The organism is Streptomyces sp. NBC_01474 (assembly GCF_035918215.1).
Taxonomy (GTDB): Bacteria; Actinomycetota; Actinomycetes; order Streptomycetales; family Streptomycetaceae; genus Streptomyces; species Streptomyces aureus.
The window spans coordinates 9,907,591-9,923,053 of record NZ_CP109449.1 but is presented as its reverse complement, the minus strand read 5'-3'; the positions used below and the strand labels follow the sequence as shown (position 1 = coordinate 9,923,053).

At 70.1% G+C, this 15,463-nt stretch carries 12 protein-coding genes and 1 pseudogene; 7 read left to right on the top strand and 6 right to left on the bottom strand.

The window, feature by feature from the left end:
* Positions 1-479: 479 nt before the first annotated feature.
* Positions 480-1,064, bottom strand: coding sequence for a hypothetical protein (locus OG758_RS45400; protein ID WP_326715277.1), 585 nt, complete (start codon positions 1,062-1,064; stop codon positions 480-482).
* A 737-nt stretch (positions 1,065-1,801) separates the two neighbouring features.
* Here OG758_RS45400 and OG758_RS45395 point away from each other — a divergent pair.
* From OG758_RS45395 to OG758_RS45385, 3 genes are all read left to right on the top strand, one after another.
* The gene (locus tag OG758_RS45395; protein WP_326715276.1) at positions 1,802-2,197 is read left to right on the top strand and encodes a YybH family protein; all 396 of its coding nucleotides are present in this window, start codon (positions 1,802-1,804) and stop codon (positions 2,195-2,197) included.
* Positions 2,198-2,314: 117 nt separating this feature from the next.
* Positions 2,315-4,360: a hydantoinase/oxoprolinase family protein gene (locus OG758_RS45390; RefSeq protein WP_326715275.1), complete on the top strand. Its 2,046-nt coding sequence runs from the start codon at positions 2,315-2,317 to the stop codon at positions 4,358-4,360.
* Entirely contained in the window at positions 4,357-6,033 is a 1,677-nt protein-coding gene (locus tag OG758_RS45385; RefSeq protein WP_326715274.1) for a hydantoinase B/oxoprolinase family protein, read from the top strand. Before OG758_RS45390 ends, OG758_RS45385 begins: the two co-directional genes overlap by 4 nt.
* A 75-nt stretch (positions 6,034-6,108) precedes the next feature.
* Here the strand turns inward: OG758_RS45385 and OG758_RS45380 are convergent, their stop codons facing one another.
* From OG758_RS45380 to OG758_RS45365, 4 genes are all read right to left on the bottom strand, one after another.
* On the bottom strand, positions 6,109-7,647 hold the full coding sequence (locus OG758_RS45380) for a PucR family transcriptional regulator (RefSeq protein WP_326715273.1): 1,539 nt from the start codon (positions 7,645-7,647) through the stop codon (positions 6,109-6,111).
* On the bottom strand, positions 7,644-8,705 hold the full coding sequence (locus tag OG758_RS45375; protein WP_326715272.1) for a DUF917 domain-containing protein: 1,062 nt from the start codon (positions 8,703-8,705) through the stop codon (positions 7,644-7,646). The genes OG758_RS45380 and OG758_RS45375 overlap by 4 nt, the downstream gene beginning before the upstream one ends.
* A complete protein-coding gene (locus OG758_RS45370) occupies positions 8,702-9,994 on the bottom strand; it encodes a hydantoinase/oxoprolinase family protein (protein WP_326715271.1) in 1,293 nt (430 codons plus the stop codon). The genes OG758_RS45375 and OG758_RS45370 overlap by 4 nt, the downstream gene beginning before the upstream one ends.
* A 67-nt stretch (positions 9,995-10,061) precedes the next feature.
* Positions 10,062-11,423, bottom strand: a complete 1,362-nt coding sequence (locus OG758_RS45365; RefSeq protein ID WP_326715270.1) for an MFS transporter — start codon at positions 11,421-11,423, stop codon at positions 10,062-10,064.
* 538 nt (positions 11,424-11,961) lie between these two features.
* Between OG758_RS45365 and OG758_RS45360 the strand changes: the two are divergent.
* The 4 genes and pseudogenes from OG758_RS45360 (at position 11,962) to OG758_RS45345 (ending at position 15,104) form a co-directional block, all read left to right on the top strand.
* Positions 11,962-12,226, top strand: a pseudogene (locus OG758_RS45360) (MerR family DNA-binding transcriptional regulator).
* A gap of 242 nt (positions 12,227-12,468) precedes the next feature.
* The gene (locus tag OG758_RS45355) at positions 12,469-12,672 is read left to right on the top strand and encodes a cold-shock protein (protein ID WP_266571304.1); all 204 of its coding nucleotides are present in this window, start codon (positions 12,469-12,471) and stop codon (positions 12,670-12,672) included.
* Between the two features lie 999 nt (positions 12,673-13,671).
* Positions 13,672-14,889 (top strand): MFS transporter, encoded by a 1,218-nt coding sequence (locus OG758_RS45350; protein WP_326715269.1) that lies wholly within the window; start codon positions 13,672-13,674, stop codon positions 14,887-14,889.
* Complete coding sequence (locus tag OG758_RS45345) at positions 14,886-15,104, top strand: hypothetical protein (RefSeq protein WP_326715268.1); 219 nt, start codon at positions 14,886-14,888, stop codon at positions 15,102-15,104. Before OG758_RS45350 ends, OG758_RS45345 begins: the two co-directional genes overlap by 4 nt.
* Before the next feature lie 120 nt (positions 15,105-15,224).
* On the opposite strand, the gene OG758_RS45340 is transcribed toward OG758_RS45345, so the two are convergent.
* A complete protein-coding gene (locus OG758_RS45340) occupies positions 15,225-15,449 on the bottom strand; it encodes a hypothetical protein (protein WP_326715267.1) in 225 nt (74 codons plus the stop codon).
* Positions 15,450-15,463: the final 14 nt, after the last annotated feature.

The window sequence follows — 15,463 nt, the reverse complement described above, 5'->3', positions numbered from 1 at the left end:
GAGCCAGATGCGCATGCGTCGCGGCCTCGACCGAAGAGGCGCCGCAGATCTGTAGGCGCGGCAGGCCGACGGGCATCCGGTCTGGCTCAGCGAAGTCAACGACCGGGCGCCGCCGCCGACATCGGCGATATCGCCGCATGGGTCTCAGACTGCGGCCCTGGCCTAGCCGATCCCCACGGCGTCCTGGACCTCTACACCTTCCGGGCCTCACTGTGCGTCCGGCACGAACTCGAGGCTGACCCACCTTCCAGGTCGATCACGGACCCCCTGCGATGCGGGAGAACCCTGACTTGGGGCCGACGTCATGACCGCTCGGGACCGCTCTCGTCCGGCTCCGTCCGCTGCTGTTGGTGTCAGCCGTTGGTGTCAGTCCGGCGGTCGAGCTTGAAGCGCTTCCACGGGAAATAGCCTGCATCGGCTTGGACGCGAATCAGAACGGTGATCGGCACCACCTGCCAAGTCGCCTTCTGCAAGAGCATTCAGCGTAGACGGAAAGGTGGCCCTTGGGCGCAGCCGGGTGGCGTGTTATTGCCGCTCACGTTGAAGTCTGCGCAGGTAAGGAAGGCATAGTTGAATTTGCCGAGCAGGAAAGCGATGATCCCGATGACCAGCGTGATGCCGACGGCTCCGAAACGCTCTACTGCAGGAAGTTCATCGTAGTCGGACAGTAGAATTTTCGAGAGCAGCCAGGTCAGAAATGGGGCGCTCAGGATGGTGATCGCGACCTCGAAGTAGTGGAGGTAATGGAAACCCTTGCTTCGCGGTGCGGTCATACCCAGAACGATCCAGAAGGATGGTAGTAGCAATGCGATCCAGCTGCGCCATGGCACCGCGACTTTTCTGTGCAACACCAGGCCTGAGAGCAGTACGGCGCTGGCTACCGCCCACAAAGCCAGCACATTGTCGAAGAAGATGGCGTTGTACGCACCGAACGTGAAAGCGGGCCACCAGATGACCAAAGTTCCACCTGCTGCCGCGGTTGCGGTGGCTCGCAGAACCGGGTGGATTTCGGGTAGACGGCGCTTATTGTTCAGGCTCGGGTCGCGGGCCTCTCCGGGGGTCATTGCACTCCGCCAGTTCAATATAAAGCCAGTAGGGCAATATCTTCTATTCGCCGCTTTCGAGAGATGCATTCAGCTTGCATGACACTATATGAGTGCGACTCTCCAAGTTATGGCAACACGCCGTTGAGGGAGTGACCCCGGCGCCGCTTCCCTCTAGTACTGCAACGGTCTTTGGCGTGGCTGGTTGCCAGGGTGGTCGTTGGTCTGATTATGGGTGGGGAGCTTGGTGATGTCAGGACGTGGGCGGCTGTTCTGGGTGAGTTGCACGAGCGTTTCGTGTATCGGATTGGATTGGCGTCATGCTGCTTTGTCACTCTGAGCGGGCGGAGTCGAGCCAGGCGAGAACGTGGTGCGGTGGACGCCTGGACCGCTGGGACGCAGCGCTCTCGAGAACGCACGGCTCCCCAGACTCGGTTGACCGTGGCGGACGGTGTCGGCTTCACTGACGCCGCGCCACACGACCGCCACCCTCGTTGCCCCAAAATCAGCCGGATCGTGGTCCGGAGCGCCGCGCGCGAGCGGCCACGAGGTTCCATCTGAGGGGCGAACCGAGCGTTGCGATTGCCACGGTCGGCCGCCTGCCAAGGCGGGAACGTCCGCCCGACGACTCGAACCACTGCGACAACCATGGAGTTTCTGCCTTGCCGACGCCCCCTCACGCTGACTCCCTCCCCACCGGTACCAATGCCGCCGCGCGCCCAGGCGCCTCAGGACCCCAGGCCCAGGCTGTCTGGTCGGTGATCACCAGCATGTACGCGGCTTACACCCGCCAGGACCGGGCGGCGATCGACGCCTGCTTGGACCCGGACGCGACGATCTGGGACTCCGCCGCCGCTCCGCTGCTGTGTGGCAAGGCGGATCTGGACCGCATCCGTGGCGAACGCCCTGAGGTGGGCGAGGGCCCGCGGGAGGCGGGGCTCGAAGCCTACGACCCGGTGATCGACGTCTTCGGTGACCTCGCTCTGCTCCGTTACTGGCTTCGGGTCGAGTTCGTTCCGGCTGACTCGGGGGCGCCGCTGATGCCGGAGATCGTGCGCAACACCGCTGCCCTGCGCCGGTACAAGGACGAGATCTGGCGGATCGTCCATCTGCACGAGGACGTACAGCAGGCCGGCGGCGAGCCGGTGCGGTAGGCCGTCCATCTGTGCGCGCCGCATCGCCTTGCTTCTCGGACCATGCGCCGCGCACAGACGGCGTCCTGATCCATCCGATTAGCTTCTGCCCATTCCCCGAAACAGCCGGGAGGCGGCATGACATACCGGGTGGCCATGGACATCGGTGGCACTTTCACTGACGTCGTCGCGTACGACGAGACGCGCGGCACCTACTTCGCGGCGAAGGCCCCGACGACGCCGGGGGATCTGGCGGCGGGCGTCTTCGCTTCACTGGGACGGGCCGTGTCCGATCCCGGCGCCATCTCCTTCTTCGTGCACGGCACCACGCAGGGCCTCAACGCGCTCCTGGAGCGCAAGGGTGCCAAGGTGCTGCTGCTCATGTCCGAAGGGATGCGGGACGTCTACCACATCGCCCGTGGCAACCGGGACCGCATGTTCGACCTCCATTACCGCAAGCCGGTCCCGCTGGTGGACCGGTACTCCACCGCGGAGGCCGGCGGTCGACTCGACTGGCAGGGCACCGAACTGCGGCCGCTGGACGAAGACGCCGTCCGCGCGGCAGCCAGGCGGGTGCGGGCCGAGGAGTACACGGCGGTGGCGGTCTCCTTCCTGTTCAGTTACGTCGACCCCCGGCATGAGCTGCGCGCCGGCGAGATCCTGCGTGAGGAGCTCGGCGACGATGTGATGGTGGTTCTCTCGCACGACGTCGCAGGCGAGTGGCGCGAGTACGAGCGGACCTCGTCCGCCGTTCTGGATGCCTACACCGGCCCGGTAGTGCGCAGCTACCTGGGCCACATCGAGGAGCGGTTCAGCGGGCGCGGCCTCGGCGTTCCGGTGCAGGTGATGCAGTCGTCCGGCGGTGTCGTCAACGCCTCGTTCGCCCGTTCGCACCCACTCCAGACACTGTTGTCCGGGCCGGTCGGCGGCACCATGGGCGGCGTCGCGGCGGCGAACCTGCTGAACCGGAAGAACGCCATCTGCGTCGACATGGGCGGCACGTCCTTCGACGTGTCGCTGGTCCTCGACGGGCGGCCGGACATCTCCAACGAGGGCACCGCCGACGGCTTCCCTGTACTGATCCCGCTGGTGAACCTGCACACGATCGGTGCCGGTGGCGGCTCGCTCGCCTACGCGGAGGCGAGCGGCCTGCGGGTGGGCCCCGAGTCGGCGGGCGCCGTGCCCGGACCCGCTTGTTACGGACGCGGCGGCACCCGTCCCACCGTGACCGATGCCAACGCTGTGCTCGGCCGTGTCGACCCGGACTGGTTCGCCGGCGGTCACATGACCCTGGACATCACGGCCGCCCGTGCCGCGATGGGCGACCTGGCCGCTGAGCTGGCCCTGGACCCGGTCGCCCTCGCCGGCGGCATCTGTGATGTCGCCAACGCGAAGATGGCGCAGGCGATCCGCACGCTGACGGTGGAACATGGGCGCGAGCCAAGGGAGTTCACCCTCCTCGCCTTCGGTGGCGCGGGCCCCATGCACGCCGTGGAGATCGCACGGGAGCTGGGCGTCGAGGAGGTCGTGGTGCCGCTGTTCCCCGGGGCGTTCTCCGCGTGGGGGATGCTCGGCACCGCCGTGCGCCGCGACCTGACCCGGCAGTTCTTCACCCCGGGCCACGCGCTCGACAGCTCTGCCATGGCCTCGGCCCTCGCCGGTCTGGAGGCACGGGGACTGGCCGCTCTCGACGAGCAGGGCGTCCCCGCCGAGCGCCGGGCGGTCGAGCACGCCGTGGACATGCGGTACGAGGGCCAGGACTACACGCTGACCGTGCCGCTCACGGGCGCGGCCGAGCCGCTCACGGACGGCTTCCTCGCGACGGTGTCCGCCCGCTTCGCCGCACAGCACGAGCGTCGCTACGGGCATGCCACGCCGCAGGCACCGATCGAGTTCGTCACCCTGCGCACGACCGCGCTCGGCGCGCCGCCCGTGCAGGAGACGCGGCCGTACGCCCCGGAGGCGGACGACGCCCCGCGGGCCGGGGGCACCAAGCCCGTCGTCTTCGGCGGGGAGACGTACGAGACCCCCGTGCTCCGGCGTGAGCATCTGCCCGTGGGCGAGCAGTTCCCCGGCCCGGCGATCGTCGTCGAGGCCACTTCCACCACCGTCGTCCCGCCGGACGCGCTCGTCACCGTCGACATGAACGGTTTCCTCGTCATCAAGCTCGGAGGCGCCGCGTGAACTCCCCTGCCGGTACCGTCATCGACCCCATCACCACGGAGATCATCCGCTGCGCCCTGCTCCAGGCGGCGGAGGACATGAACACCACGCTGATCCGCTCGGCGTACACCCCGACGATCTACGAGGCCAAGGACTGCGCCGTCGCCCTGCTCGACCGGGACCACCACGTTCTGGGCCAGTCGTCGGGTCTGCCGATCTTCCTGGGCAACCTGGAGGAATGCACCCGTGCCACCGAGCGCATGTACGGCCGGGGCGTCTGGCGCGAGGGTGACGTGTGGGTGCTCAACGACTCGTACATCGGCGGTACACACCTGAACGACGTCACCGTCTACGCGCCCATCCACGTCAGCGGCGAGCTGGTCGGCTTCGCGGCCTCCCGCGCCCACTGGATCGACATGGGATCCAAGGATCCCGGCGGTTCCATGGACTCCACCACGATCTATCAGGAGGGCCTGCGCATGGGCCCGTTGAAGATCTACGAGGGCGGCGAGCCGTGTGTGCTGACGCAGGATCTGATCGCACGACAGGTGCGGTTCCCGCAGCCCACGCTCGGTGACATGCGTGCCCAGGTAGCCTGCGCGCTCACCGGGGCCCGGCGGCTCGCGGAGATCGTCGAGCGCTGGGGCATCGAAACGCTCGCCGCCGCGCGGGACGCCATCTTCGAGCAGACCAGGCAACTGGAGCGCGCGCAGATCGCCGTCATCCCCGACGGGGTGTACGAGGCCACGGGCCGGCTCGACAACGACGGCATCGACCTCGGCACTCCCCTGCACGTCACCGTGCGCGTCACCATCGACGGCGAGCACATGGTCATGGACGTCACCGACTGCGCCGATCAGGCGACCGGCCCGGTGAACTGCGGTGCGGCACAGACCGTCGCAGCCTGCCGCGTCGGCTACAAGCTCCTGGTCAGCGGTGAAGTACCTCTGAACGGCGGCTCGTTCGACCCTCTTGAGGTCGTGACCCGGCCCGGCTCCATGCTGGCCGCCGTCGAACCGGCCGCCTGCCAGTACTACTACTCACACCTCGGCCTCGTCATAGACCTGGTGGTCAAAGCCCTGGCTCCGGCGATGCCGGACCGGGCCGCGGCGGCTTCGTACGGCGACTCCATGATCGTGCAGTTCACCGGCCTCGACCCGCGCAGCGGAAAGCTGTTCGTCTCCCAGGAGGCGACGGTCGGCGGCTGGGGCGCCTGGGAGCACGGCGACGGCGAGACCTGTCTGATCAACAACGTCAACGGGTCGCTGCGGGACATGCCCGTGGAGGTTCTCGAGACGCTGTTCCCTGTGCGGGTGGAGCAGTACGCGGTACGTCCCGACTCCGCGGGTCCCGGCCGTACACGGGGCGGCAACGGCGTGGTCCGCGAGTACCGCTTCACCGCCGACCAGAACCTGTCCCTGTGGTGGGAACGGTCGGTCACGCCGGCGTGGGGGCTGTTCGGCGGCGAGGACGGAGCGGCGCCTCGCGTGACTCTCAACCCAGGCGGGCCAGAGGCCCGTTCGCTGTTGAAGGCGAACGCGCTGCCGGTGCGCGACGGTGACGTCCTGCGGTGCGAGAGCGGCGGGGGCGGCGGCTATGGTCCGGCGTCCGAACGTGCCACAGGGGCGGTGGCGCAGGACATTCGGCAGGGAGTGCTCACCGTCGACCACGCCCGGGAGCGGTACACGCACTGACCCGTGCGAGGACCGGTGGACGAACGGCGGCGCCGGGCGGGGAGTATGCGCTCTCCCGCACGGCGCCGCCGTTCGTCATGTGTCCTCGTCGAGCAGTACTTGGCACGCCAGATGCAGCGGGAGGCGAAGCTCCGGGTCCTCCAGATCGCAGCCCAGAGCGCGCAGCCGCTCCAGCCGCGCCGTCACCGTGTTGCGGTGGACCCCGAGACGGGCGGCCGCCGCCGACGGGGCGCCGCCGAAGTCGAGCAGGACGGCCAGGGTCCGCAGCAGCACGCCGTCGCGGTCGGCGGCCAGCAGCGGAGCGAGCAGCGCCGCGGCCGGTCGGCGCAAGGACTCCCGGGGCAGTGCGGCGAGCAGCTGGGCCGGGCCCGCTCGGTCCGCGCGCACGACCGTTCCCGGCCTGGCGATACCCGCGGCCGCGACGGCGTCGTCGAGGGCGGCCCTCAGCCCGGCGAGCGAGTCGATCGGGCCCGCGACGGCCGCGGCCACCGGCCAGGGCCCGGCGGCCCCGGAGACTACCGCGGCCAGTCGCCGTTCGGCAGCCGCGAAGGCGTCGGCCGCTGGTCCTTCGCCGGTGAGCGTGCGCCAGGAAACCAGGACGCCTCGGTACGTCACGAGCGGACCACCGATCCCGTCACGCTCCCACCACGGTGCGAGCAGTGACCCCGCGTCGGCCGCAGGGGCGGCGTCGGGCCGCAGCGCACAGGCGACGAAGGGGCCGTTCGTCGCCCATCCCAGCGCCACCGCCGAGCTCAGGACAGGGTCCGGTCCGATGTCCCCGGAATCCGTGACCGTCTCGGACGGATCCGTGGGCGTGGGCCGCAGGCCCGCCTCGGGTGCGTACCGCTCGAGGAGTGTGCGCAGCAGGGACGAGGCCGCACGTGCGGAGCGCTCCACTGTGACCCGTTCACCGGCCGCCCAGGCGGTCAGCGGAGCGACGGCCAGTTCGAGGACCTCCGTCATCGTCGTGGTCCAGTCGGGAGCACGGGACTGCGACCGCGCCGTCAGGACGGCCAGCTGCCCGCCGTCGGGATCGGACACCGGTACACGGACGCTCACGGAGTCGGCCTCGGTACGCAGGGCGGACGCCCGGCCGGCGAGGACGGCACCGGACGGGCCGGTGAGCGCCACCGAGGTGCGGGGCAACACGTCGTGCAGGGCGGCGAGCACGGGGGTCGGCCGGTGCCCCGCCCGGGCGATCCGCTGGGCGGCCCGGGCCGTCAGCGCGGTGCGGCCCGCTTCGGGCCGGGCCACGGCCGACGCCAGGAGTACGGCGGTGTCCAGCGGGTCGCCCTCGACCACGAGGAGCGGAACGCCCAGACGGCCGGCCAGTTCGGCCACCGAGCCCGCACGGACCGGTCCTGGCGGGACCACGACGCAGGCCGCCGCCTGCTCCCACGACTTGCGCAGCGCCATCTCCACGGTCCAGGCAGCCGAGGCGGCATGCCCGACCAGCACCACGGCGGTACCGGGCTGCAGCGCCTCGAGCGACTCGACACGGTCCACGATCCGTACGGAAAGGATCTCCGCGGGCAGGTCGGTGGGACCGTGCACCGCCACCTCGGGCAGCGGGCCGTGCCGCAGGAGCTCAACCAACGTCAGCGGGCGGCTCATGGCAGTGCTCCGATCGCTCCGGCCAGCGCGCGGCCTCGGGTGGTGTGCCAGGCGGGCGCCGCCTCGATCACGACCACCTCGACGGTGAGTCCGGGCACGGCACGTTCCACGTCGAGCACGCGGCCGTCGGCACCGGCGACCAGCAGGATGTGATCGGGTGCGGATGCGACGACCGCACCGTCGGCGAGTACCAGCAACACTTCGTTGTGGGCCTCCAGTCGGAACCGCCGCCGCAGCCCGTCCTCCTCGTCGACCAGGACACTGGTCGGCCGTGACGGCAGAGGGACCGGCACACCGGCGCCCTGCGGGCCGTACGGTCCCGGGGACGGTTCCAGGGCGACAAGCCTGCCCCGGCACAGACGACGCGGCCGCCACGCGGCGAAGCGCGCGGGGCCCTCCAGGGACCCGACCTCGATGGCCCGGCTGACCGTGCCCCGCACGAGGGAGCGCGCCAGGGCCGCGCCATCCATGGGGTATCCGGCGACGACCGCCCAGCCTCCCGCGGCCAGCACCAGGGGGCGGACGACGTCCTCCACGCTGGTGCGCGCCGACTCGACCGTGATGACGTCGCCGCCGGGCGTGGCCAGGGCGACTGGCGCCGCATTGACGCCCGCCAGGGTGAACACGGTCTGTTCGATCAGCGGCAGCACGCGTCCACAGCCGTCGCCGTCGACCAGGGGCAGTCCGCAGCGGGCCGCCGTGGCGAGGGCGATCAGGGCGTTCTCCGCGGCGGTGTTGAGCGGCACCACAGCTTCGGCCATGCGGCCGGTGATCCGTTCCACGGCGCGCACGGCGCGCACCGGCTCATCGCCGGTGGGCAGTAGTTCGGCGAGTGCGGCGGACGCCCCGGCCAGGGTCACAGCGACGCACAGGCCCGCGGGTTCGATCCGGTCGGCGGCGAGCAGGGGTACCGGGCCGTGAGCGGCCAGTTCGGCGGCGGCCCAGTCGAGGGCCACCTGGTACGCGGACTCCTCGGTCCCGGCAGCGAGCACGCGCGCGCCGACGGCCAGGCGTTCCAGTTCGTCCGGTCCGATCAGCCGGTCCGGCACGGCCGTCATGAGGGCACGTCCGTGAAGGGTTCGCCTGCAGCCTGCACCGTCACACGGTGCACTCCGGCGGGCAGGTAGGCGACCGGTGCGTGGGTGAGCGTCCGCACCTGCACGGTGGCAGGGGCGGCGCCGGCCGCGATGGCAAGCGACAGGGCGTGGCCGCGGGCGGCGTCCAACAGGTGGTCCAGCTCGGCGCGGCCGGCCGCCGATACGATGTGCTCGATCTCGGCGCGGCAGTCGGCGCGGGCGGCGTGCCGCGCCGCGTCGAACTGGCCCTCCGGTCCGCTCACGGCTTCGAAGACTTCGGCACGGCCGCCGGTATGGATCACGGGCGCTCCCGGCACCTGCTCCCCCAGCCGCGCGACGACTGCGTGGATCTCGTCGGCGGCCTCTTGCGCCACCTCGGTCACGTCCGGGGCGCCGAGCTGAACCCGTACGCCCAGGGCGCCCGCATACGGTCGCTCGTGTCGCACGGGCTCACCGTCGACGACGGTGAGACAGCGCACGGAGCCGGCACCCACGTCCACCACAACGGCCTGCTCACTGCCGGTGCGCAGCGCAGCTCCGCGGGCGGCACAGGGGGAGGCGGGCGAGGTCGCGATGACCGGATGCCTGCGGAAGTAGTCGGCGGACACCAGTCCCCCGCTGTCCCGGGCGAACAGCAAGGGGGCGTCGATCCCGGCGGAACGCAGGGCCCGTCGGCAGTCCTGGACGAGTTCGTCGGCCCAGCCGCCGAGTGCCGCGTTCAGAACCGTCGCGTTCTCTCGTTCACGCAGCCCCAGGGAGCCGATCTCGTGCGAGAGGCTGAGGGCCGCGTCCGGGACGTTCTCGGCGATGATTCCGGCGGCTTCCAGTTCCGGCCCGGGCGCGGCCGGGGCACCCGCCGCGCAGACAGCGAAGGCCGTGACGCCGGCCGCGCGCGCACGGTGCGCGAAGTCGGCCGTGGCCCGGCGGTCGAGCACGGCCAGTGGCTGTCCCGTAACGGAACTGCCGCCGGCCACGGCCTGGTACGGCCCGGCCACGGCGGCCCGAGCCTTCCGGGGCCACCCGACGAACGGACCGAGCGCCGGGTGGGAGTCGGGGGAGATCCGCAGCGCCGCGACCCGGCGGGGAACGAAGGGGCGGCGCGCCAGGTCGCAGACCACGACGACGGCCCGGACCGGGCCGGGGGGCGGGCCGAGCCGGGCCAGTGCCCGGCGCAGGCTCACCGCCGTCGTCGGCGCGCTGTCGGCCAGCGCCTCGCCGATGACCTGGCCCGCGGCGTCGGTGAGGACAACCGCGGTTGTCGCACGTCCCACATCGACTCCGAGTCTCACCTGGTCATCTTCCCATTCGCCCCGTCGGCGGCGAGCCGAGTCCGCTCGGCTACTCCAGGTCCTTGCCCTCGGTCTCCGGAAGCGGAGCGGCGCAGACCAGGGCGACGGCGAGGAAAGCCATGATGAACAGGATCGTGGACGAGGAGCCCGTCGCACGGGCCAGCAGGAAGCCGACCACGGACGGCGCGAGCGAGGTGGCTCCGAGCTGGGCCGCGGTCGCCCACGAGTAGCCCGTGGCCCGTAGCGCGGTCGGGTAGAACTCGCCGTTCCAGGTGTTCCACACACCCCAGGCACCGAGGCAGAAGAACGACAGGGCGAAGTTGGCCACGTACATGGCCGTGAGGGTGTCCGCGTATGCGAAGGCCACGCCGGAGACCGCGGCGAGGGCGACGTACGGCAGGAAGACCTTCTTGCGGCCGTAGCGACCCGTCAGCCAAGACGCCGAGACATACCCCGGAATCATGAACACGGCGCTCAGCGCGACGAACCCGAGGCTCGCCGACATGCTCAGCCCCTTGTCCTGCAACAAGGTGGGCAGCCAGGTCTGCAGCCCCCAATAGCCCCAGTTGAAGGCGAAGTTGACGACGAGCATGAGCAGGCTCACCCGGAGCAGCGGTCCACGGAACAGATCGACCGGTCGGCCCGCACGGGCCTCGGCCGCGGGGGCGGAGGCGAAGACCGTGCCTTCGGGCACCTCGGCCCCGAGCCGGCGCAGCACGTCGGCCGCCTCCCGGTGCCGGCCCTGCTCCGCGAGCCAGTACGGCGACTCCGGGACCCAGGCCCTGATGGCGAACACCCACAGTCCGGCCAGCCCACTGGCGATGGCGACAACGTGCCAGCCGAGATCACCCAGGGCCTGGGTCACGCCGACGGCAAGCAGGACACCGATGGGCCAACCGATGGACAGATAGACGGCCGCACGGCCACGCAGCCGGGACGGAAGCAGCTCCAGGAAGTAGGGGAACGTCACCGTGTAGATGCCGGCGAGCGCCAGGCCGGACACGAACCGCGTCACCATGAGCGCGGTGAAGTTGGGCGAGAAGGCACTGGCCAGTGCGACGACTCCGTACGCGGCAAGCGACCACAGGCAGACCGAGCGCCGCCCGATCCGGTCGGAGACCGGACCCCACACCAGGCTGCCCGGGATCATGCCCAGTGCTACCGCGGACAGGGCCCAGCCGATCGCGGACTCGTCGATACCGAAGGCGCCACCGAGATCCCCCGACACGTACACGAGCGCCAACTGTTCCCACGACTCGATCACGAATGCCATGAAAAGGGCGGCGGCGGCAAGGAGATGGGCCCGTCCGAAAGGCATGCTCTCGAACCACGCGCCGACGGGGCGGTCCGCCGTCCCCGCCCCGACCCCGCCGGGCATGGCGCCTCGGCCCGCATCTCTCATGGTGCTCATCGGTAGTCCTTCCGGCCTGCTCAGGCTACGGCCCCCGGGTTCAGGGGTGGCGGCACCATAGACATCGGCCGTCTTCCACACGCGTGCACTGCGCACACCCACCCTCGGCGAAAGGCGTGCGCCGTGCACAACGCGCTCGTCAGGGCAGGACATCGGTCCCCGGGTCGCGGCGCCGAAGGCACCGTCGGCTCTGCGCCGGGCGTGATGCGAGCGTCAGGAATTCTCGACGGTGCCACAGCACTCGCTCCCGACGACCAACACGCCATCTGCTGCCACCGCTACAGGGCCGGCGGGGACCGCGCCGGCCCTGTAGCGAATGCCCGTCTGCCCGTCTGCCCGTCCACCGCCTGACACACGCAAAAGAACCGCAGGCCGCAGGCTCGCGCGTGTGCTTTGGCGGCGCCGCTCCCACAGTCCCATTGCCCGACGGTGCCGTGCTGACGGTCGCAGTTCTGGCCGGACTCGGACGGCGACCACCCGCAACTTCCCGGTGGTGTGTCGCCAGGTCAATGGCGCTCAAGTCCCTGGTCGCGGACCTGTGCGAGGGCGGGATGGGCCTGCGGGCTTTCTCCGCGCTATCGGTGAAGCCCGACTCATCAACTCGCTGCGCTCCGAGGGCGGCCACCGACGCTACTCCCGCTACCAACTGCGCATCGCCGCCCGCGCGCGAGCTCGTCGACCAGGGCACGCCCATCGAGGCCGCCTGCCGCATCGTCATTCTCGAAGACCAGCTCGAAGAGGCCCAGCGCATCAACGCCGAATACCGCCGCGCCGCCGAATCGTCCGGCCCGCCCACGGCCTGAGACAAGGCGCCCCGCCGCGTACCGGAGGGGCGCCCCCACACCACGTCAGGTGCGACACGTGGGTCGTTTCCTATGCTGACAGGGCGTGCGGACGTGTAGCGTCTGCGTCAGCTGTCATGGTTCGGAAGTTCCCTTCGCCCACGTCTTCGGCGTGGGCGTTGTGCTGTGCCGCAGGAACCAGGGCGATCACCTCCGCCTTCCGTACGTTGCGGGAGGCGTTCATCGACTGGAAGGCATGAGACATGGCTACGGGAACTGTGAAGTGGTTCAACGCGGAGAAGGGGTTCGGCTTCATCGCCCAGGACGGCGGCGGCGCGGACGTGTTCGCCCACTACTCCGCGATCAACTCCTCGGGCTTTCGTGAGCTCCAGGAAGGCCAGGCCGTGACGTTCGACGTCACCCAGGGCCAGAAGGGCCCCCAGGCCGAGAACATCAACCTCGCCTGACCTTCCCGACCGCGGCCGGAGCGTACGGCAGCCCCCGGGCAGGTCCAGCTGTTCACCGCAACAGCGGGCCTTCAGGTGACGGTGGCCGCGTCTTGGGCGGTACGCGATCAGGGCCGCGCAGCAACAGCTGCGCGGCCCTGATCCGTGTGAAGTCTGGTGTACGGGCCGATGAGGCCGACACGGGGCACGACGGTGCCACCGGAATGGTCGTGTTCTCCGAGCCGTGAACAGCCGCTCTTCCCGAAACGCTGAGCTCCGGGCGGTTCACTATGGCTGCCCGGTTGACGGGTCGGTGTCGGAGTACACCTCGAAGGCGTCCCAGCCGTGAACGTGGGTGCCTGACAGGTTGTTCGGGTCGTAGCCGCCGGATGTGTGCGGCAGGACACCTTTGGTCGCGTATGCACCCGTGGGGGCGGATGCCCCGGCCGGATCGACAGCCCAGAATCCGGGTGGATCGTCGACTCGGCCGCAGCCGCGGCTGGTGTGGCGCCGTCGATGGAGGCGGGGGACCCGAGACGTAGGTGAAGCCGCCACCGCACGCCGTGAGTCCGTCAGGACGGGCAGCCGGAGTCGGCCTGGACGTCGTCATCGCATCCGCCCCGCGCGGGTGTGCGCCGCGCCGGAGTGGAACCCGGCATCGGGCCGAGCGGACCGTCCCAGGCATCAGCGAGCGCCCCCGTTGGCCCGACCCCAAACGGCAGCCGCCTGCACACGCACTCCTCGGGGGAGCGGTACCGATCGAAGGGCGACGGGCAGCAGCAGTACACAACAGGACGGGCGATATCGGGTGACGGAGGTCACTGACACGTTCTGGTCGATCTTGGAATGCACGGGTCCTTCCCACTGCTGAGCCTTCTGGGCTCATCCCTGCCCATCCCTGATCCAAGGTGGCGCCGGCCCATGGCGCTCACCACGTAAGACCACCGGGTGGGAGACTCTCCCGGTCCCATCCACACGCATCCGCTCATGGACCGCTGTCTTCGAAAGGTCTCCTGCACCATGCCGCTGGCCCTACTGGCCCTTGCTGTTGTCGCATTTGGCATCGGCACGACCGAGTTCGCCACGATGGGGCTGCTGCCCCAGATCGCTCACGGCATCGGCGTATCCGTGCCGCATGCCGGCAACCTCGTATCGGCCTACGCGCTCGGTGTCGTCGTCGGCGCCCCCGTGCTGACGGGCATCGGCGCGCGCGTTCCCCACAAGCGGCTGCTACTGCTCCTGTCCGGACTGTTCGTGGTCGGCAACATCGCGTCCGCGCTCGCTCCCAGCTTCGGACTGCTCTTCGCCGCGCGCTTTCTGGCCGGCCTGCCGCACGGAGCGCTGTTCGGTGTGGGCGCCGTCGTCGCATCACGGCTGGTCGCCCCCGAACGGGCCGCCCGTGCCGTCTCCAAGATGTTCCTCGGGCTGACCATTGCGAACATCATCGGTGTGCCGGCGAGTACGGCCCTCGGGCAGCACCTGGGCTGGCGGTCCGCCTACTGGGCGGTCGCCGTCATCGGCATCATCGCCCTCGCCTCGCTGGCCCTCTTCGTTCCCCACCAGCCACGCGGCCGGCAGTCCGGCATCCGGCACGAACTACGGGCGATGGGCAACAAACAGGTCGCGATCGGCCTGGCCACGGCCGTCGTCGGGTTCGGCGGGTTCTTCGCCGTCTACAGCTACCTGGTGCCCATGCTCACGAACGTGACGGGCATCTCCGACTCCTCCACCACACTGGTCCTCGCGCTCTACGGCGTCGGCATGACGCTCGGCACGGTGATCGCAGGCCCGCTCACGGACCGCGCCCTGAGGCCGACGCTGTACGCGGGGCTCGCTCTGCTCGCCGCGGCGCTGGTGACGTTCTATTTCACCGTCCACAGCACCGTGCCCGCCCTGGTGACGATCGCCTTCATCGGTGCGATGGGTTCCCTCATCACCACGCCCGTCCAGATGCTGCTCATGGCCAAGGCGCAGAACGCTCCGACGATGGCGGCAGCCTCCAACCACTCCGCATTCAACCTCGCCAACGCGGGCGGTGCCTGGCTCGGCGGCCTGGCCATCTCGGCGGGCTGGGGCTGGACCTCGCCCAACCTGGTCGGCGCGGCTCTCGCCCTGGCCGGCCTGGGCCTCGCCTTCACGGGAGGCCTCATGGACCGGGACACCCGACGCTCGGAGGTGGTCGCCTCGTCCCGTGCCGAACACTCGACGGAAGCCGACCAGGTCACCTCGGCTCAATGAGCGCATGCAGGCTGGGTCTCCGGTTCGCCTCGATGACGGGCGGCCCGGCACATGGCTCAGGTACGGGGCGCCCAGAGCTGGACCTGTCCTGGGTGCCCAAGGCGAGGGTGCGGCCGTCCGGACTGAACGCCGTCCCGCCCAACGCCAAGACCCGCTTCCATCCGATCGAGTCAGAGACCGACGACACCGCCCTGCCCACCGAAATCACCGCATAGCCTCAAAGAAGAGATCACCGAGTGGCCGTCGATACATCACTCCCGCGGACGCGACCCCCGGAGCCTGGATGGCGGCGGCGCACGACCACCTGTAGTGGAGCTCAGGACAGCGAGGGCCAACTACACCTCGCCCGTGGCGAACAGCTCGAGGTGCCCGCACTTGGGGCAGCGGAACGCCTCTATCTGTCGTCGGCGTCGGCCCATCCGCTTGGCACCCCCGAGAATCCCCCGCTCCAACGCTCCCTCGATCCAGCGCGCGTACCCGCGTGAGTTCTGGCCGGCGTCCTCGACGAAACCCTCCACCAGACCGACGGTGCTGCACTGGGTGCATGTGTGACTGTTCATCCCGTGAGTGTAGG

Bases quoted from the DNA above. Each gene is read 5' to 3' on its own strand.
- OG758_RS45400 (WP_326715277.1), bottom strand. From the start codon at position 1,064: ATGACCCCCGGAGAGGCCCGCGACCCGAGCCTGAACAATAAGCGCCGT.
- OG758_RS45390 (WP_326715275.1), top strand. From the start codon at position 2,315: ATGACATACCGGGTGGCCATGGACATCGGTGGCACTTTCACTGACGTC.
- OG758_RS45380 (WP_326715273.1), bottom strand. From the start codon at position 7,647: ATGAGCCGCCCGCTGACGTTGGTTGAGCTCCTGCGGCACGGCCCGCTG.
- OG758_RS45375 (WP_326715272.1), bottom strand. From the start codon at position 8,705: ATGACGGCCGTGCCGGACCGGCTGATCGGACCGGACGAACTGGAACGC.
- OG758_RS45365 (WP_326715270.1), bottom strand. From the start codon at position 11,423: ATGAGCACCATGAGAGATGCGGGCCGAGGCGCCATGCCCGGCGGGGTC.
- OG758_RS45355 (WP_266571304.1), top strand. From the start codon at position 12,469: ATGGCTACGGGAACTGTGAAGTGGTTCAACGCGGAGAAGGGGTTCGGC.
- OG758_RS45350 (WP_326715269.1), top strand. From the start codon at position 13,672: ATGCCGCTGGCCCTACTGGCCCTTGCTGTTGTCGCATTTGGCATCGGC.
- OG758_RS45345 (WP_326715268.1), top strand. From the start codon at position 14,886: ATGAGCGCATGCAGGCTGGGTCTCCGGTTCGCCTCGATGACGGGCGGC.
- OG758_RS45340 (WP_326715267.1), bottom strand. From the start codon at position 15,449: ATGAACAGTCACACATGCACCCAGTGCAGCACCGTCGGTCTGGTGGAG.